The sequence below is a fragment of the Chromobacterium sp. IIBBL 290-4 genome, assembly GCF_024207115.1.
Classification (GTDB): domain Bacteria; phylum Pseudomonadota; class Gammaproteobacteria; order Burkholderiales; family Chromobacteriaceae; genus Chromobacterium.
In genome coordinates this window covers 3,924,587-3,941,324 of sequence record NZ_CP100128.1, presented here as the reverse complement: position 1 = coordinate 3,941,324, position 16,738 = coordinate 3,924,587, and the positions used below count along the sequence as shown (strand labels likewise).

Genomic DNA, 16,738 nt, shown 5'->3' with positions numbered 1-16,738 from the left:
ATATTTACTTACCCAATTGAGACGATAGAATACGGCTTACCGCTTCAGACTCCTGCTCTCGCCGAATCAGCTCGAACAGCTCGGCCGCCTCCGGCCATGTCCGCTTCAACAAGCCCAGCCACTGCTTCAGCCGAGCGACCGGGTAACGGTTCTCCCCAGACTTCTCCCAGCACTGCTGGAAAAAGTCCAAGACCCAAGGCAGCATGGCATTCCATGCCATAGGCGCCTCGCCGAGCCCGTTTGCTATTCTCAAAGCCAAATCCGGACAGGCCACCAAACCGCGCCCTATCATCACCGTTTCGCAACCGCTCTCTTCGCGAATCGCGCGGTAATCGTCCAACGTCCATACTTCGCCATTGGCGGTCACGGGAATATTCACGCTCTCGCGGATTTTCGCGATCCAGTCCCAATGCGCCGGCGGTTTGTAGCCTTCCACCTTGGTGCGGCCATGCACGGTCAACTCGTCCGCGCCCGCGCTGGCGATGGCCTGGGCGCACTCCAGCGCCCGGCTCTTGTCCTCGAAGCCCAAGCGCATCTTGGCCGTTACCGGCGTGCCGGCGGGAACGGCGCGGCGCATGGCGGATACGATCTCGTGCAGCAGCTCGGGCTCATTCAACAACACGGCGCCGCCGCGGTGGCGATTGACAGTCGGCGCGGGACAGCCGAAATTAAGATCAACGCCCAGCGCGCCCAAACTGGCCGCCTTAGCGCCGTTTTCAGCCAGGCAGACCGCGTCCGAGCCCAGCAATTGCACCCGCACCGGCACTCCCGCGCGGGTACGCGACTGCGTAGCCAGCTCAGGCGCCAGCCGCATGAACATGCGTGTCGGGAGCAAGACGGAAGTGACGCGGACAAATTCCGTCACGCACAGATCGATGCCGCCGATCCGGGTCAGGACATCGCGCATCACATCGTCAACCAGTCCCTCCATGGGAGCGAGCACCAGCTTCATTATCTAACCTGCTGAAAAAGGGCGTTATTGTAACGCAAGCCGAAAAAACATGATGGAGATTGTCGATGACCACCACTCTGACCATCGCCACGCCAGAGTCGGTTGGCAGCTGGCTGCCGCTATTCACCGCCTACCTGGCCTTCTACAAGGTGCAGCAGCCGCCGGAAGCCTGCCTAGACTATCTGGGCGAAAGACTTCGCCGCCGCCAGGCCGTGGCCTTTCTCGCCTCCCAGGATGGCCAACCCAAGGGTTTCGCCCTGATGTACACTGGATTTTCCTCCTTGTCGCTCAGGCCGTGCTGGGTATTGCATGACCTATTCGTCGCCGCCGACGCTCGCGGGCAAGGGTTCGGCGCCCAGTTGATCAAGCGCTGCCAGCAATACGCGCTAGATCTGGGCGGCGGCGAGATCATGCTGCAAACCGCGCATGACAACAAGCAGGCTCAGCGGCTCTACGAAAAGCTCGGCTTCAAGCTGGACAAGGACTTCCGCGTCTATTACTGGCACAGCCTGCCAAGTTGACGCTATCGGCGGGCTGGTGCATTCTCGGCCTCCCTCCAACCCTTGATCGGAGCGTCCGCATGCCCGCGCCAGGAATCTACCGCCATTTCCGCAATCAGCAGCTCTACCAGTTGATCGGCCCCGCCAAACATTCGGAAAGCCTTGAGCCCATGGTGATCTACCGCGCGCTGTACGGCGACTACGGCCTTTGGGCGCGGCCCGCCGCCATGTTCGAGGAAATGGTCGAACATGAGGGCGCGCAAGTTCCCCGATTCAGCCTGGTTCAAAGCCTGTAAGTCCTGAATGCGCATTTATCGGACAGACCAGTTTCCGCTGCCGCTGCCGGATGGCCACCGTTTTCCGGTGGAGAAGTACGCGCTGCTGGCGCGCCGCGTGGAAGGGTTCGCCAGCCGGCTGCTGGAAACGGCGCCCGCCGCCAGCCGCTATGAACTGCTGCATGCCCATGACGCCGAATATATCGACGCCGTCCTGAACGGCAGCCTCAGCGCTCAGGCCCAGCGCGAAATCGGCCTGCCCTGGTCTGCCCAGTTGGCCGAGCGCAGCCTGCGCTCCGTCGGCGCCACGATCGCTGCCGCGCGCTCCGCCCTTCAGGAAGGCTGCGGCGTCAATCTGGCAGGCGGCACCCATCACGCCTATCGGGACAAGGGCAGCGGTTTCTGCGTATTCAACGATGTGGCCGTCGCCGCCCTGTTGATGCTGGGCGAAGCGCTCTCTCGCCGCGTGCTGATCATCGATCTGGATGTGCACCAAGGCAACGGCACCGCCGCCATCGCCGCCGGAGATCCCCGGATTTACACCTTCTCCATGCATGGTGCCCGCAACTTTCCCTTCCGCCGCGAACGCAGCTCGCTGGACATCGAGCTGCCCGACGATGCGGATGACGATCAGTATTTGTCGACGCTGCGCCAGCAACTCCCCCGGATATTTGCCGCCGGCCGCCCCGATCTGGTGTTTTACCTGGCCGGCGCCGACCCCTATCGCGGCGATAGGCTGGGAAGGCTGGCGCTCAGCCGCGAAGGGCTTGCCGAGCGCGACCGGATGGTGATCAACGCTTGCCAGGAAAAGGATGCGGCGCTGGCCATCGCCATGGCTGGAGGCTATGCCATCCCCATTGACGACACCGTGACAATTCAGGCGGAAACGGTCAGACTGGCCTGCGAGACTTTTCAACCGGGACAAAGCTAAATCGTCCCTCATCCCAATGGAGCCAACGATGGAACAAGCGATCCTGGGGGGCGGCTGCTTCTGGTGCCTGGAGGCCGCCTTCTCCCGTCTTCAGGGCGTAACGAAAGTTGTGTCCGGCTATTGCGGAGGCGATACCGATCAACCGGACTACCGCCAAGTCTGCTCGGGCGCGACCGGCCATGTCGAAGTGGTGGAAGTTCATTACGACCCGGCCCGCATCGACTACGCCACGCTGCTGCAAGTCTTCTTCGCCATCCATGACCCGACCACCCTGAATCGTCAAGGGCACGATGTCGGCACCCAGTACGCCTCGGCAATTTTCTTCAAGGACGAGCGGCAGCGGCTCGTCGCCGAGCAAACCATCGCCCAGTTGGAGCGGGAGCAGGTTTTCGACGCGCCCATCGTCACCCGCCTGGAATCCGCGCCGCGCTTTTATCCGGCCGAGGAATATCATCAGGATTACTACAATCAGCACCAGGAGCAAAACTATTGCCAACTGGTAATATCACCAAAACTGGCCAAAATTCGCCATAAATTCGCACATTTGCTGCAACAAGGGGAGTAACAAAGGCAGCCTCCGCCGGTATAATGGCGCGCCAGGCGCAAACCTGGCTCCGTCCCACTCGTACCAAGCAAAGCAATAAGCATGTCCCACCAAGCGGCACAACGCCCAACCACTCACCGTGCGCTGAGGACACATTTTGACATCTTGCGGACCTCCTCTCCTCGCAGCAAGCTGGCAGGCTTGCTGTGCTGGCTGTTGGCCAGCGGTTTATTGCTTGCCCACTCTTTGCTGCTGGATCTGCGCCAGCAAAAACAAGAGTTCCAGCAAACTGCGGATCAACTCGTCCAAAACGCCGACCACCGTCTGCGCAACAGCGAAATGCTGCAACAAGAAGTGGGAGAGATTGTTTCCAGCGCCTCGCCCGCCCGGCGGGAACGCATCAGCGCCCTGACAGCCTCCGCCACGGAGACGCAGCCGCAGCTTTATTTCATCGGCTATCAGCCCCTGGTCAGCCAGGCCGAGCGCGCCGGATTCGAAGCCCAGCAGACCAAGCTGCTAGGCAAGCCCTTCAATATCCGCGACTATCTTCATGATCGCAGCAACAGCTGGCGCAATCCTTCCGCATGGCGGCTGGCTCCAGTACGCCCCCGCTACCTGCCGCTAAGCATGGCCGAACCTGGACTCGGTTCGCATGATTGGCGAGAGGCCGGCCTGGACATGCTGGACGACAATGTGCTGGCGGCGTCGGTCAACAAGGCTTTGGGAAACCTCCAGGCCACCTCCCCCATCCTGACGCTTCACAACGGCGAACCCGGCTTCGCCTTGTTCCGCACCATCTACCAAACCGAAACGCCCTCGCCGGTTCCGCTGGTCAGAATGGAGCAAGCCTGCGGCGTGGTGATGCAAGTGCTGTATCTGAAGCCCCTGCTGGCCCTGCCGCCCTCGCAAAGCACGCGCTATTCCCTGCAGCTGATCAGCCGCGACGCCGGCGCCGAAACACCGCAAAGCCTTGCCAGCCAAAGCCTGGAGGAAACCGAATCCTGGCTGCCGGAGGTCTTGCCTGAGCTCAGCTTCCATGCCGCGCTGCCCCGCGCCACGCTGCCCTATGAGCTGGTGTTGAAGCGGCAATTGCAATTTGAACGCACCACGCTGATCGAGCTCTTGCTGATAGGGACGTACGCGCTGTTGCCCGCCTACCTATGCTGGGCGCTGCTGGCCATGCTGGAGCACACCCATCAGACGCGCAAAAAAACGGAAGAGGATATTTTCCGCGAGCGCGAATATGCCACGGTCGCCTTGCGCAGCATCGGCGACGCGGTCATCAGCATCGACACCCATCGCATTATTCAATACCTGAACCCCGCCGCAGAGGCTTTGCTCAGCCTGCCCGCCGTTCAAGCGCTGCAACGCCGGCTGCAGCAAGTCGCGCCGCTGCACTACGAATTTTCCCGGCACCCGGCCTCCGACCCTGTCGAAGAAGCCGAAAGAAGCCGCCAGGAGGTCTATCTGGCGCAAAACTGCTACCTGAAACGCAACAGCGGCGAAAAAATCCTGATCGAGGGCAGCGTGGCGCCGTTGCTGGGACGCAACGGCCAACTGACCGGTTTCGTGCTGACGTTCCGCGACACCGCCCCCATTCGCCGCCGCATGCTGGCCGCGCTGGAAGCCAGCGAAACCCGGCTGCGCCAGCATGAAATGGAGCTGGCGCGCGTCGCCCGCATCAACACCATGGGCGAAATGGCATCCGGCATCGCCCACGAGATCAACCAGCCGCTGTCCGCGATCATGAGCTATTGCCAGGCTGGCTTGAGCTTGCTGGACGAGGACGAGCTGGACACGGCCATGCTGCGGCGCGCCCTGACCTCTTCCGTCAACCAGGCCGACCGGGCCGGCCGCATCATTCACCGCCTGCGCGATTTCGTCACCCGCAAAAACCATCAACTGTCAGCGGTACAGCTCAATCAGACTGTGCATAACGCATTGTCGCTGCTGGACTATGAGTTGCAGGATCACGAAATTCATATCGAGCAAAACTTCGCGCCCGAGTTGCCGCTGGTATACGCTGATACTATCCAGCTGGAGCAAGTGGTGCTGAATCTGGCCCGCAACGCGGTGGAAGCCATGGAGCAGACGCGCCCCTGGGGACGCCTGAACCTGACCACCCGCCAACAGGGCGACCGTGTCCAACTGATCATCAGCGACAACGGCAGCGGCATTCCACCCGACAAGCTGGACCGTATCTTCGACCCGTTCTTCAGCACCAAGCCCAACGGCATGGGCCTGGGTCTGGCGATCTGCCAGACCGCGGTCGAGGCATTCGGCGGCAGGCTCACAGCCGGCAACAAACCCGGCTCGGGAGCCGAGTTCATCATTGACTTGCCATGCGTCCCGCGCGCCGTGGCCCAACCATCCGGAGCAGAAGCCTGATGCAAAACACCACTCCAACCGTGTTCATCGTCGACGACGACCCGGCGGTGCTCGACTCATTGGCCATGCTGATCACTGCGCAAGGGATGAAAACCGTCACCTTTCCCAATGCCATGGAATTTCTGGACGGTTATCAAGGCAACCAGATCTGCTGCTTGGTGCTGGACATCCGCATGCCGCAAATCACCGGACTGGCGCTGCAGGAGCAATTGCTGGAGCGCGATGTCAACATCCCCATCGTTTTCATCACCGGCCATGGCGATATCGAACAATGCCGCCGCGCGTTCCAGACCGGCGCGATAGACTTCCTGACCAAGCCCATAGACCAGGCCAGGCTGATTGAAAGCCTGCGCAAGGGCATTCGGCTCAGCATTCAGCAACTGCAGAAAGAAGAAGAAACGCAGGAGGTGATGAGCCAGCTCTCCAAGATCAGCGGCCGCGAGCGCGAGGTGCTGGAGTTGGTGGCGGACGGCTTGTCCAGCAAGGAAATCGCCCGCGAACTGGACCTGTCGCCGCGCACCATCGAAGTGCATCGCGCCAACCTGTTCAGCAAGCTAGGCGTCGATTCGCTCGCCGATCTGGTACGCTTCTACCTGAAGGCGCTGGAGGCCACCGGCAAAAAGCGCAATGACGATATTTTTCTCAACGAAATGCCGCCGAACCCGTAAAATCGACGCATGCAAAGACTGTTCAAACACATCTGCCTGGTTGCCCGCCACAACAAGCCCAGCATCACGCCGGCGCTGTTGCAGCTGGCCGACCACCTGGCCGCAGCCGGCGCCACGGTGCTGATAGACAAAGAAAGCATCAATCCGGACGAGGCGAAGGACCATGCGCTGATCGACCGCAACGACATGGGCAAGCTGGCCGATCTGTGCATCGTGCTGGGCGGCGACGGCACCATGCTGTCCATCGCCCGCCTGCTGGCGCCCTACCGCGTGCCGCTGGTCGGCATCAACCAAGGCCGGCTGGGCTTCATGACCGACATCCCGCTGCATGAGATGCTGGATTCGGTGGACGCCATCCTGCACGGCAAATTCGTGCCGGAAGACCGCATCCTGCTGCAAGCGGCCGTTGTCCGCGAGGATGCCGAAGTCGCCAGCGCGCTGGCCTTCAACGATGTCGTGTTCAGCCGCGGCGCAGTGGGCTCGATGATAGAATTCGAAGTCTTCATCGACAACCAGTTCGTCTACAGCCAGCGCTCGGACGGCCTGATCGTGTCCACGCCCACCGGCTCCACCGCTTATTCGCTGGCCTCAGGCGGCCCCATCCTGCATCCCACGCTGCAGGCCATCGCCCTGGTGCCCATCTGCCCGCAGTCGCTGTCCAACCGGCCGATTGCGGTCAACGACTCCTGCGAGGTGGAATTCATGCTCACCCGCGGACTGGACGCGCGCGTCCACTTCGACGGCCAACTGCACTGCAATCTGATGGAAATGGACCGGGTGCTGATCCGCCGCTACCGCAACCCGCTGCGCATCCTGCATCCCGAAGGCTACAACTACTACGACATGCTGCGCCACAAGCTCCATTGGGGCGAGCGCCTGATCTGACCCGCACAGACCCTAAATCATGCTTCTATCGCTGACCGTAAAAGACTTCGTCATCGTCGACAGCATCGCGCTGGACTTCTCTCCCGGCTTCACCGTGCTCACCGGCGAAACCGGCGCCGGCAAATCCATCATCCTGGACGCGCTGGGCCTGCTGCTGGGCGACCGCGCCGACGGCGCTCAAGTGCGCGAAGGCTCCGACCGCGCCGAGATCACGGCGGAGTTTTCCATCGCGCAGCGGCCGGAAATCGATGCCTGGCTGAACGGCAACGAACTGTCCGGCGACGAAGGCATCCTGCTGCTGCGCCGCCTGGTGGACAGAAGCGGCCGCTCCAAAAGCTTCGTCAACGGCCAGGCCGCCACGCTGGCGCAATTGAAGCAGCTAGGCGAATTCCTGGTGGACATCCACGGCCAGCATGCCCACCAGTCGCTGACCAAAAGCGAGATCCAGCGCCAGTTGCTGGATGCCTACGCCGGCTCCGGCGCGCTGGCGCGGGACGTCAACAAGGCCTGGCAGGAATGGCAGAGCGCGCGCCAAGCCCGGAGCGACGCTGAGCGGCTGTCGCGCGAGTCGGAAGTGGAGCGCGAACGCCTGACCTGGCAGATCGGCGAGCTGTCGGAACTGAACCTGCAACCCGACGAATGGGCCGCGCTAAGCCAAAGCCACACCCGGCTGGCCAACTCCGCCGAACTGGTGCAAAGCGCTCAGCAGGCGGTGGACGTGCTGTCGGAACAGGACAACAGCTGCCTGAGCCTGCTGGCCCACGTGCAAACCCGGCTCTCCAGACTGGCCAACCTCGACCCCCGCCTGGCGGACACGCTGTCGTTGCTGGACTCGGTGGACGCCGAGCTGCGCGAAGTGGTCTACAGCCTGCGCGACTACGCCAGCGATATCGATCAAGACCCCAGCCAGCTGGCCGAGATGGAGCGCCGACTGGACCTGTTGATGAGCGCCGCGCGCAAATACCGCGTGCAGCCGGCCGATCTGAACGACAAGCTGGCCGACTGGCAGCAGCAGCTGGCGGCGCTGGAAGCCAGCGTGGACGTGGAAGCGCTGAGCGTGGCCGAGTCGGCCAAGCTGGCCCGCTACCGCACGCTGGCCGAATCGCTGTCCGGCAAGCGCCGCCAGGCCGCCAGCGAGCTATCGGAACGCATCTCCGGCGAAATGGGCCGGCTGGCGATGGGCGGCGCCCGCTTCGCCATCGAGCTCTCCGCCCTCGCCGAACCCGGCGCGCATGGCATGGAATCCATCGAATACCTGGTGGCGGCCAACGCCGGCACCAGCCTGCGCCCATTGGCCAAAGTGGCTTCCGGCGGCGAACTGTCGCGCATCAGCCTGGCCATGCAAGTGGTAATCAGCCAGGTAGCCAGCGTGCCGACGCTGATCTTCGACGAAGTGGACGTCGGCATAGGCGGCCGCGTGGCCGAAGTCATCGGCCACATGCTGCGCGACCTGGGCCAACGCTACCAGGTGCTATGCATCACCCACCTGCCCCAGGTGGCGTCCTGCGGCAAGCAGCACTGGCAAGTCAGCAAGCGCGAGCAAAAAGGCCAAGTGCTCAGCCGCATCGCGCCGCTGGACGCCGAACAAAGGGTGCTGGAAATCGCCCGCATGCTGGGCGGCGTGGAACTCACCCAAACCACCCGCGAGCACGCGGCGGAAATGCTGGCCTCAAACGCCGCATCCCTCTAGCCAAAAGCCGCATTTACAGATAGAATTGTCTCCCTCTACCGAATCTGGAAGCGTGGCAGAGCGGTTTAATGCAAGGGTATTGAAAGTCTGTGCAAAGCCCTACGAGCCAATAAGCGCAAGGCACCGTTTCCGCATCAAGCAAAATCATTTCCGCACCCAAGATGATTTTGAACACCGGAGGTTTGGGTGAGTGGTTTAAACCAGCAGTCTTGAAAACTGCCGACGGGCAACCGTCCGTGGGTTCGAATCCCACAGCCTCCGCCAATACAAAAGGCCCGGACATATCGTCCGGGCCTTTGCCATTTCCGTCTCTCACTTGGTCGGTCTTACCGTTTTCCCCACCCTCACATACACCATCTTCGTGATCTGCACCTAATGAACCGCGCCATCGTGCAAACGCTGGAGCAGCTGGCGCTGGCCGGGCTGGTGGTGATCGACAAGCAGCGGCTGAAGGAGTTGGGATGAGCGCCGTAACCTTCTTCATCCCCGGCGCGCCAGTGGGCAAGCAGCACGCGCGCAGCGCCACCCGCATCCGCCAGGGCGCCGACGGCCAGGCCCAGGCCCACACCCGGCATTACACGCCAGCCAAAACCGCCCACTACGAAGCGCGGGTGTCGTGGATCGCCAAGCAGGCCTTCGGCAACCGGCCCTTGATCACCGGCCCGGTGGACATCGAGCTGCGGATTTTTCTGCCGGTGCCGGCCAGCTGGCCGAAACGCCGCCGCGCGCTGGCTCTGGCCGGGCTGGTACTGCCCACGGTGAAGCCAGACATCGACAACATCGAAAAGGCGGTTTACGACGCGCTGAACAAGGTCGTCTGGCAGGACGACGCGCTGGTGTGCGATGTGGTGAAGAGCAAGCGGTACGCAGAACAAGCTGGAGTCAAGGTGACGATCAAGCCGATCGACGCCGCCCAGCCTACGTGACGACAAGCAGGGGGACAGACATGCAGGCATCGACGATTCAAAACCTGGTGGGGCTGTGCTTTCAGATGGAAACCACCCTGCTGCTCAAAACCCAGCGCTTTGGCCAGTACGAGCCGCCGGAGTTTGAAGCGCTGACCATGCACGAGAAGAAAGCCCAAACCGCCATGATCATGGCCAAGATCAACCGCCTGCCCAATCTTCAACGCGCCGTGCTGTGGGCGCTGCACGCCCGCCGCGAAACCGAAATGATCTACCTCACCACCCACACGCCGTGCAAATACGGCTACAAGACGGACCTGGACATCATCCGCAAATGGGCCACCGGCAAAGGCCCCGGCTGCCGAGACCTGGGCGACCGCCACGGCGTCCACCACACCACCCTGCACCGCTACGGCAAAACCATCGTCCGCCAGCTGGAGCAGGCAATGCACCAAGCCTATGCCGCGCTGGAGCGGCCGCTGGGAGAGATTATTGGCAGGTTGCGGTATGAGGTGGCGGCGGCTTGATGGCGAGGGGGCGTAATAGAATAGGATACAGACCACTCTTACAACCATGGACTCAGCGCCGAGCGACCTTGCCTGGTAAGTGGTGCGATTCATTCACTTCTAGAACCCAATTAAGAAGTGATCCGGCCAGAATCATAATAATATTAATATGAAAGTCTTGACGACATAGGACTTGTGCGGCAAAATTTTTTATTTAAATCGAACATTCGGACGGCCAATTGCAAGCTGGCTCTCGGAGTGACAAATCCAAATGACGCCGTTAATATGATGAGCGATATTAATAAGCAACCTTTTTTTACACAATTAGACTCTATCCAAGATAAACACATTCAAATTTGCAGAGATCTGACTGCATCTAATCTTGAGGTTTTTTTAACAGCTCTACGTCCCATTCGGCTCGAGTTCAGTAATTGTTTAAATGAAATATGGAATAGATATGAATTAATGATTAGAAAAGAACCAGGACATAGTCATCTTGTATTGTCAGGCTCAGGGGATATCTTGCCAGATATCAAGGAGAGAGAAAAATTTGAAGCAGTTTTAGCCTCATATACCTCTGGGGTTAGAAGTGTAGAGAATGTTATTTTTGAAGGCGCGTATGTTCAAGCATGTGCACTTATCAGGCAGGAGCTCGAAGCGCTCACGCAAATGCGAAATCTCATACAAGACACGGCCAAAGATAAAACAGCACCAAATATTAAAGTGCTGGAGATTTTCTATAGGCGTTTGTATAGTGAGCTAACGAAAATAACTCACCTTTCTTGCCATGACAGCTTATCAACAATAGCAAAGGGGAATAGCATGCCCGAAATGCTAATTTCACCATTGCAATATAGCTTTATATCCAATTTTGATGAAAGCCTCAGCAAAAATCTGCTTGCAATACATTATGCAGCATTGGCCGAAACAGTTCTTTGCCTTAAAGATTATTTCAAAAAACATATTCCCGATATAAAACTACACCCTGATTCCATATCGAAATTAAACGATGCTTATAATGAATTAGTAAAATTGGTGCCTGATCTAGAACTTGAAAGCAAAACAACAATCGAGAACCAACAAGAAGAGGACTAGGCTTTTCGCCATTAGGCTCGACAGCCCTGAGGCTAACCAATTCTTAACTCATTACTCCACCTCACCTGATAATGCGTGATTTGGCTGAACGACATCTATACTTAAATATTAGGCAGCAAGCCATCTGGGTAAGTTATGACCATCTCTGAATTCAAGGATTTAATGCTCGGATTGTCTGCAAGCATATCCATGTTTACAATTGCCACGAGCATTTGGCTCTCACTTAAAGAATACAGATTAAAGCTACGTGCGGAGGGGCGCCAACAAAAATCCATGGAAATAGAGGCTGAAATTCGCCTTCAAACCCTATTTGTGGAGCTGTTGAAAATTGCCAATGGCCGGAGTGGGTACCAGTTATCGGAGAAAACTGCAGAATTTATCCTTCAAAACCTTAAAGTGGAAGAAGGTACGCCCCTTACAATTCAGAATCTTAATCGTGCAGTGGAAGATGCCGCAATATTAAGCCTTCCAGTTGGGTCTGCCTCACAAGATGCTGCAATGGCTGCAATAGCTGCCCTAAGCCTTAAATATATTGAGTTGGAGGCCCCAGGCATTCGTGCTCTCGAATCTCTTGCATCCACAATCAAGTCAGATTGTGCTCGATATTATCTTGAGCTTGTTAGGCACACTCTTTCTAAGCGAGATGCGGCCTAATCACTCTGTAGAAGATGGGCCGTAGGCTGGGCCAAGCTTGCGAAGCCCAACGTTTACCGCGAAACATTTGATGCTGCCTATCGAATCAGGCAAAGTCTATTTTTCTCGGTCAACGTTGGGCTCAGCATACGGCCACTAGCTTGGCAATAGTACGTCCCGTCCCCTCCCTACCCCATAAAGCACCCGGCCTTCATTAGGCTGCATTTAACGCAATAATCTTAACGTCATATTTTGCGCACGCCAGAATCTGGTGCTTCGCCCGACTTTCGGGTGCCAATCACTAGCCTAGGCCTCAGGAGCGCCCCGCCATGAATCTTCAACTCCAAGATCGATGCGCCGTTGTTACGGGCGGCTCCAGCGGAATTGGCGCTGCAATCGTTCAAACCCTCGCGGAAGAAGGCTGAAATGTCCACTTTTGCGGTCGTAATGCTGAAAACATCGAGCGCACGTTGAAGCGGTGCGCGCACCTCTCGGCAAAGGTTGTCGGCGAACGCCTTGATGTGACCGATGCTCAGGCCAGCGCGGACTGGCTTAATCGAGTGGGTGACTTTGACTTCTTCATCCCCAACGTCAGCGCGCTGTCTGGCGCGTGGGAGCAATCTCTCGCCGTAGACATTCGCGCTACCGTGGCGGTCACGGAGCTTGCCATTCCCCACCTTCAGCGCTCGCCATGCGCGGCCATCACGTATATTGGCTCGAAGGCTGGATCATTGGCCGCCCCCAACTCTGCTGCGTACGGCGCATCCAAGGCGGCGATGGCCCACTACATGAAAAGTCTTGCCGCTCAGTACGCGCCAAGAGTGCGCGTGAATGTTGTCTCGCCTGGCGACACGCTGGCGGAAGGCGGCCTTTGGGACAAGGTGCGCGAAGAAGATCCAGACACATATGCGAAGGTCCTGGCCCGCAACCCTCTCGGGCGACTCGCTGCGCCCGAGGAGATTGCGCGGGTCGTGGTCTTTCTTTCGAGTCCCGTCGCAAGCTTTGTCACGGGCGCAAACTGGTACGTTGACGGCGGATCGATTGCGCATGTGCAAATCTGAACTGCGGCCGGCCCCCTCGCTCAACCGGACCCGCGCCGGCGCGCCGCCTGCGGATTTCATTTCATTCAGGCCTTGCGGCGTTCTGCCGGCGCGGGCCAGTCTGCTCCAATGTTAGGCTTTGCAATGAAGCTCCGAACTACCGTCTGGGTTTATCTGGCTATTCTCATCGCTGCCGCGGGCGTCATCATCCATGTCGGCGCGGTGTGTCTTGGTTCGTTTTCTTCGGGGCGCCGCCAAGCGTGGTTGCCTCTGCTCGGGCTGGAACATGGCTCGCGCCTGCCGTTGGCCTTTTCATTGCCGCCCTGATGGGGTCGAGTGGCTATTACGCTGCGTCGGCACGTCATCGAGATAGTCATCCGCCGGGGATGGGAAGCCGGCGAACACGGGCGTCAGGGCGAGCGGCGAGCGCTGAGTACCGGACACAGATGTTTTACTTAGGCCGATAGGCATATTACTCACTAGCACATTGAATTTGTACAATTTCAACATACAGGATTACAGCTCATTCCCGCAACCAGCCTTTGACGGACTGTGCAATCATGAAAAAAGCGATAACCACTTGAAAAAGCTGACCAAAATGCTGACCAAACCACCTCAAAAAGCCAAAAAAAACCCTGCATAAGCAGGGCTGTTTTTTGCAAGCAATTGACTTTGCCAGGAATTTTGGTGGAGGCGGCGGGAATCGAACCCGCGTCCGAAAGTCCTCTACAGTGAGTTCTACATACTTAGTCGTGTCTTTTGGGATTTAACCTCTGCCACGCCGACGGACAGGCTGGACTTTGGCGAGTTACCTATTATTTCGCACTGAACCAAGTAACCCGGGACAGCACTAGCAGATGTAAAGTGACACTACAGGGTTTTGACGCCCCCGGCCCATCTGCGAACCGTTGTAGTGTCTGGCCGGCCGTTAGGCTGCCAGAGCGTAAGTTTCGTCGTTTGCGACTAAATAAATTCAGCGTTTTACGGGGTGACTGAAATCCCGGTATGCCCTCATCTGCTTCGCAACCCCCGTCGAAACCAGGTCGCCCCCAGATAAGAATGATGATTATATTACATCCATCATCGCTTGGCGAGCCTTATCATACGCCCGCCTTTCACTTTACTTGAACAACATATGCCCCAGCTTGGCAGCCTTGGTGTCCAAGTATTTATCATTATAGGGATTGCGGCCCACTTGCAGCGGCACGCGCTCCACCACCTTGATGCCGGCAGCCTCCAGCGTGGCCAGTTTGCGTGGATTATTGGTCATGACCTTGACGCTGCCTATGCCCAGATGCTCCAGCATGTGGCGGCCGATGCGGAAGTCGCGCATATCGGCCGGAAAGCCCAGTTGCTCATTGGCCTCCACGGTATCGGCTCCGCCATCCTGCAGCTTATAGGCGCGGATTTTGTTGATCAGGCCGATGCCGCGGCCTTCCTGGCGCAAATACAGCAGCGCGCCGCGGCCTGCCTTGCTGATGGCCTCCATCGCCACCTCCAGTTGGAAACCGCAATCGCAGCGCAGCGAGAACAAGGCGTCGCCGGTCAGGCATTCCGAGTGCAGTCGCGCCAGCACCGGTTCGCCATTGGCCACGTCGCCCAGCGTCAGCGCCACATGCTCCTGCCCGCTTTCCTCCTCGAAACCATGCATGGTGAACTCGCCCCAAGGCGTGGGCAGCTGGCAGCTGGCGATGTAACGGATGACAGGCTCGGGAACGGACTGCGGATGCGACGACATGACTTCTCCAACAAGATGCGCTTAATGCCAAAAGGCCGCCGCAGCGGCCTGGTCAACTATCAATTGGGGGCGGAAGCCGCAGTTTCAAGCGGCGGCAAAGTCACCAGCAATTGCGGCAATACAATGGCCAGCGCCGCCAGCCACACCAGCCGCTCCGGCGTGAAATAGCCCGGTTCGAACGATTCGGCGTCGATGATGCCCAGCACATTGTCGTCGCTGTTCAGCACCGGCAGGCAGACTTCGCTCTTCACTTTCGGGTCGCACTCGTAATAGCCGCCGCCCTCTTCCCGCCATGTCGCCACGTCATCCACCAGCACCGCCCAGCCAGTCAGTCCGACGCGGCTGTTATTGCTGACAGCGGCGAACTCTTCCGTCAGCGGGAATTCGGCGCGGCTTTCCACGCCTTTGTAAGCCAGCTTGACCAGCACGCCGCTGGAGCCCGCGCCGATACGGCGGTAAATGCCTAGCCAATCCGCGCCGATCTTGGCGTTGACCGAATCCAGCAAAGCGTAGAGATTGGCCAGCCCGGCGGTGGTTTCGGCCGTTTCCACCCCCAGGATCACGCGCAGGTCGTACGGGGTTTCATCCAGCTCATCGATCAAGGAGCAACTGCCGCCTTCGCCCAGTTTGGGCACGCGGTAGCGGTACAAGTCGCGGCTGGGTTTGGGCTTGGCGACGGCGATCACAGCCTGCAGCGTCATCACCGCGATCTGCAGTTCGGTCAGGTCCAGATTCAGCGCCTGTTCGCGCAGATAGTCGGTCAATTGGCTTGCGGGTATCATCAACTACTCCTGAACTGCCGCGCGTCGCCGCGCGCTTGGATTGCTAAACGCGACAGGATACCAAAGCCTACCCCGCAACGCCATTTCGCAACCTTATAACGTAATGACCGCCATTCATATCCCGTACTCGGCATTGACCATCAAAGCGGGCGCCAAGGCGCGCCGACTGTTGCAACAAGGGCTGAGGCCCGAGCAAGTGGGCATTCTGCCCGGCGCCGCCGGCGGACCCAAGGCCGTCGGCCTGACTGGACTGGACCAGGCTGTGTTTAGCTGGCTGGCCACCGCGCCGCGCGAACGCGAACTGGTGGGCGCGTCGATAGGCGGCTGGCGCTTCGCTTGCGCCATGCAGGCCGACCCGGCCCAGGCCCTGGCGCGATTGGCGGAGCGATATTCGGCGGAAAGCTATCATCCCAAAGTAACCGCCGCCCAAATCACCGCGCAGACCCGCCAGATGCTGCGCGACATCCTGGGTCCGGATGGCATGGGCGCCGCGCTGACGCACCCGCATTACCGCCTGAATCTGCTGCTGGTTCGCTCCCGCGGCTTGGCCAACCGCGAAGACAAAGCCGCGCTGCTATCCGGACTCGCCATGGCCGCCGCGCTCAATGCGATCTCGCGGCCCTTGATCCGACATAGTTTCAGCCGGGTGATCTGCCATGACGCACGCGGCAGCCTGCGCTTCCGGCCGCAAGACCGCATCCCCACACAGCTATTGGCCCTGGCCGCAGACAATATCGAAGCCGCGTTGATGGGCACCGTCGCCATCCCCGGCCTGATCCATGGCGTGCAGTTGCCTGGCTTGCCGCAAGCGACTTATCGCGATGGCGGCCTCACCGACTACCACATCGACTTCCCCTTCGCCCACGGCGACGAGATCGCGCTCTATCCGCATTTCACCGACCGCATCGTGCCCGGCTGGTTCGACAAAACCCTGCCCTGGCGCAAACCCAGCCAGGCCAATCATGCCAATACGGTATTGATCGCGCCGTCGCGGGAATATCTGGCGGCGCTGCCCGGCGGCGGCCTGCCGGACCGCAAGGATTTCCGTCGTTATCTGGGACGGGATGAACTGCGCCGCCAACACTGGAAAACCGCCACGGCGGAAAGCCAGCGGCTGGGAGATGCGTTTTTGGAGTGGCTGGAAAAACCATCAGCCATCGCAGTGGAGCCTTTGTAAGCAAAAAGCCGGGCAAACCCGGCTTTGGC

Annotated in this window: 17 protein-coding genes, 1 tRNA gene, 1 other RNA gene and 1 pseudogene; 16 read left to right on the top strand and 4 right to left on the bottom strand. The window is 59.3% G+C overall.

Annotated features, from left to right (window positions below):
• Positions 1-4: 4 nt before the first annotated feature.
• Positions 5-952 carry a tRNA dihydrouridine synthase gene (locus tag NKT35_RS18490; RefSeq protein ID WP_254295760.1) on the bottom strand — a complete coding sequence of 316 codons (948 nt, stop codon included), beginning with the start codon at positions 950-952 and terminating at the stop codon, positions 5-7.
• 65 nt (positions 953-1,017) lie between these two features.
• Between NKT35_RS18490 and NKT35_RS18485 the strand changes: the two genes are divergently transcribed.
• The 15 genes and pseudogenes from NKT35_RS18485 (at position 1,018) to NKT35_RS18415 (ending at position 13,339) form a co-directional block, all read left to right on the top strand.
• The gene (locus tag NKT35_RS18485) at positions 1,018-1,473 is read left to right on the top strand and encodes a GNAT family N-acetyltransferase (RefSeq protein WP_254295758.1); all 456 of its coding nucleotides are present in this window, start codon (positions 1,018-1,020) and stop codon (positions 1,471-1,473) included.
• 59 nt (positions 1,474-1,532) lie between these two features.
• Complete coding sequence (locus NKT35_RS18480) at positions 1,533-1,748, top strand: DUF1653 domain-containing protein (protein ID WP_254295756.1); 216 nt, start codon at positions 1,533-1,535, stop codon at positions 1,746-1,748.
• 7 nt (positions 1,749-1,755) lie between these two features.
• A complete protein-coding gene (locus NKT35_RS18475) occupies positions 1,756-2,658 on the top strand; it encodes a histone deacetylase family protein (RefSeq protein ID WP_254295754.1) in 903 nt (300 codons plus the stop codon).
• A 28-nt stretch (positions 2,659-2,686) separates the two neighbouring features.
• On the top strand, positions 2,687-3,223 hold the full coding sequence (gene msrA, locus NKT35_RS18470) for a peptide-methionine (S)-S-oxide reductase MsrA (protein WP_254295752.1): 537 nt from the start codon (positions 2,687-2,689) through the stop codon (positions 3,221-3,223).
• Positions 3,224-3,367: 144 nt separating this feature from the next.
• Positions 3,368-5,590, top strand: coding sequence for an ATP-binding protein (locus tag NKT35_RS18465; protein ID WP_254295750.1), 2,223 nt, complete (start codon positions 3,368-3,370; stop codon positions 5,588-5,590).
• Positions 5,590-6,258, top strand: coding sequence for a response regulator transcription factor (locus NKT35_RS18460; RefSeq protein ID WP_254295748.1), 669 nt, complete (start codon positions 5,590-5,592; stop codon positions 6,256-6,258). The genes NKT35_RS18465 and NKT35_RS18460 overlap by 1 nt, the downstream gene beginning before the upstream one ends.
• 9 nt (positions 6,259-6,267) lie before the next feature.
• Positions 6,268-7,143 (top strand): NAD kinase, encoded by an 876-nt coding sequence (locus tag NKT35_RS18455; protein ID WP_254295746.1) that lies wholly within the window; start codon positions 6,268-6,270, stop codon positions 7,141-7,143.
• Between the two features lie 19 nt (positions 7,144-7,162).
• A complete protein-coding gene (recN, locus tag NKT35_RS18450) occupies positions 7,163-8,833 on the top strand; it encodes a DNA repair protein RecN (RefSeq protein ID WP_254295745.1) in 1,671 nt (556 codons plus the stop codon).
• A gap of 176 nt (positions 8,834-9,009) precedes the next feature.
• A tRNA-Ser gene (locus tag NKT35_RS18445) sits at positions 9,010-9,097 on the top strand.
• A 197-nt stretch (positions 9,098-9,294) separates the two neighbouring features.
• Positions 9,295-9,759 (top strand): RusA family crossover junction endodeoxyribonuclease, encoded by a 465-nt coding sequence (locus NKT35_RS18440; protein WP_254295743.1) that lies wholly within the window; start codon positions 9,295-9,297, stop codon positions 9,757-9,759.
• Positions 9,760-9,779: 20 nt separating this feature from the next.
• Complete coding sequence (locus NKT35_RS18435; protein WP_254295742.1) at positions 9,780-10,265, top strand: hypothetical protein; 486 nt, start codon at positions 9,780-9,782, stop codon at positions 10,263-10,265.
• Positions 10,266-10,529: 264 nt separating this feature from the next.
• Positions 10,530-11,339 carry a hypothetical protein gene (locus tag NKT35_RS18430; RefSeq protein WP_254295740.1) on the top strand — a complete coding sequence of 270 codons (810 nt, stop codon included), beginning with the start codon at positions 10,530-10,532 and terminating at the stop codon, positions 11,337-11,339.
• 135 nt (positions 11,340-11,474) lie between these two features.
• A complete protein-coding gene (locus NKT35_RS18425; RefSeq protein ID WP_254295739.1) occupies positions 11,475-11,993 on the top strand; it encodes a hypothetical protein in 519 nt (172 codons plus the stop codon).
• Positions 11,994-12,412: 419 nt separating this feature from the next.
• Positions 12,413-13,033: pseudogene (locus NKT35_RS18420) on the top strand (SDR family NAD(P)-dependent oxidoreductase); the annotation flags it as partial.
• Between the two features lie 123 nt (positions 13,034-13,156).
• Positions 13,157-13,339, top strand: coding sequence for a hypothetical protein (locus NKT35_RS18415; protein WP_254295736.1), 183 nt, complete (start codon positions 13,157-13,159; stop codon positions 13,337-13,339).
• A gap of 358 nt (positions 13,340-13,697) precedes the next feature.
• On the opposite strand, the gene ssrA is transcribed toward NKT35_RS18415, so the two are convergent.
• From ssrA to NKT35_RS18400, 3 genes are all read right to left on the bottom strand, one after another.
• Positions 13,698-14,063, bottom strand: a transfer-messenger RNA (tmRNA) gene (gene ssrA, locus NKT35_RS18410).
• A gap of 69 nt (positions 14,064-14,132) precedes the next feature.
• Positions 14,133-14,750, bottom strand: a complete 618-nt coding sequence (ribA, locus tag NKT35_RS18405) for a GTP cyclohydrolase II (RefSeq protein WP_254295735.1) — start codon at positions 14,748-14,750, stop codon at positions 14,133-14,135.
• Between the two features lie 59 nt (positions 14,751-14,809).
• The gene (locus tag NKT35_RS18400; protein WP_254295733.1) at positions 14,810-15,532 is read right to left on the bottom strand and encodes a GAF domain-containing protein; all 723 of its coding nucleotides are present in this window, start codon (positions 15,530-15,532) and stop codon (positions 14,810-14,812) included.
• Between the two features lie 103 nt (positions 15,533-15,635).
• On the opposite strand from NKT35_RS18400, the gene NKT35_RS18395 reads away from it, so the two are divergent.
• Positions 15,636-16,709, top strand: coding sequence for a hypothetical protein (locus NKT35_RS18395; RefSeq protein WP_254295732.1), 1,074 nt, complete (start codon positions 15,636-15,638; stop codon positions 16,707-16,709).
• The last annotated feature ends 29 nt before the right edge of the window (positions 16,710-16,738 follow it).

Coding starts and splice junctions, on each gene's coding strand:
- NKT35_RS18490 (WP_254295760.1), bottom strand. CDS start 952: ATGAAGCTGGTGCTCGCTCCCATGGAGGGACTGGTTGACGATGTGATG.
- NKT35_RS18485 (WP_254295758.1), top strand. CDS start 1,018: ATGACCACCACTCTGACCATCGCCACGCCAGAGTCGGTTGGCAGCTGG.
- NKT35_RS18480 (WP_254295756.1), top strand. CDS start 1,533: ATGCCCGCGCCAGGAATCTACCGCCATTTCCGCAATCAGCAGCTCTAC.
- NKT35_RS18475 (WP_254295754.1), top strand. CDS start 1,756: ATGCGCATTTATCGGACAGACCAGTTTCCGCTGCCGCTGCCGGATGGC.
- msrA (WP_254295752.1), top strand. CDS start 2,687: ATGGAACAAGCGATCCTGGGGGGCGGCTGCTTCTGGTGCCTGGAGGCC.
- NKT35_RS18460 (WP_254295748.1), top strand. CDS start 5,590: ATGCAAAACACCACTCCAACCGTGTTCATCGTCGACGACGACCCGGCG.
- NKT35_RS18455 (WP_254295746.1), top strand. CDS start 6,268: ATGCAAAGACTGTTCAAACACATCTGCCTGGTTGCCCGCCACAACAAG.
- recN (WP_254295745.1), top strand. CDS start 7,163: ATGCTTCTATCGCTGACCGTAAAAGACTTCGTCATCGTCGACAGCATC.
- NKT35_RS18440 (WP_254295743.1), top strand. CDS start 9,295: ATGAGCGCCGTAACCTTCTTCATCCCCGGCGCGCCAGTGGGCAAGCAG.
- NKT35_RS18435 (WP_254295742.1), top strand. CDS start 9,780: ATGCAGGCATCGACGATTCAAAACCTGGTGGGGCTGTGCTTTCAGATG.
- NKT35_RS18430 (WP_254295740.1), top strand. CDS start 10,530: ATGATGAGCGATATTAATAAGCAACCTTTTTTTACACAATTAGACTCT.
- NKT35_RS18425 (WP_254295739.1), top strand. CDS start 11,475: ATGACCATCTCTGAATTCAAGGATTTAATGCTCGGATTGTCTGCAAGC.
- NKT35_RS18415 (WP_254295736.1), top strand. CDS start 13,157: ATGAAGCTCCGAACTACCGTCTGGGTTTATCTGGCTATTCTCATCGCT.
- ribA (WP_254295735.1), bottom strand. CDS start 14,750: ATGTCGTCGCATCCGCAGTCCGTTCCCGAGCCTGTCATCCGTTACATC.
- NKT35_RS18400 (WP_254295733.1), bottom strand. CDS start 15,532: ATGATACCCGCAAGCCAATTGACCGACTATCTGCGCGAACAGGCGCTG.
- NKT35_RS18395 (WP_254295732.1), top strand. CDS start 15,636: ATGACCGCCATTCATATCCCGTACTCGGCATTGACCATCAAAGCGGGC.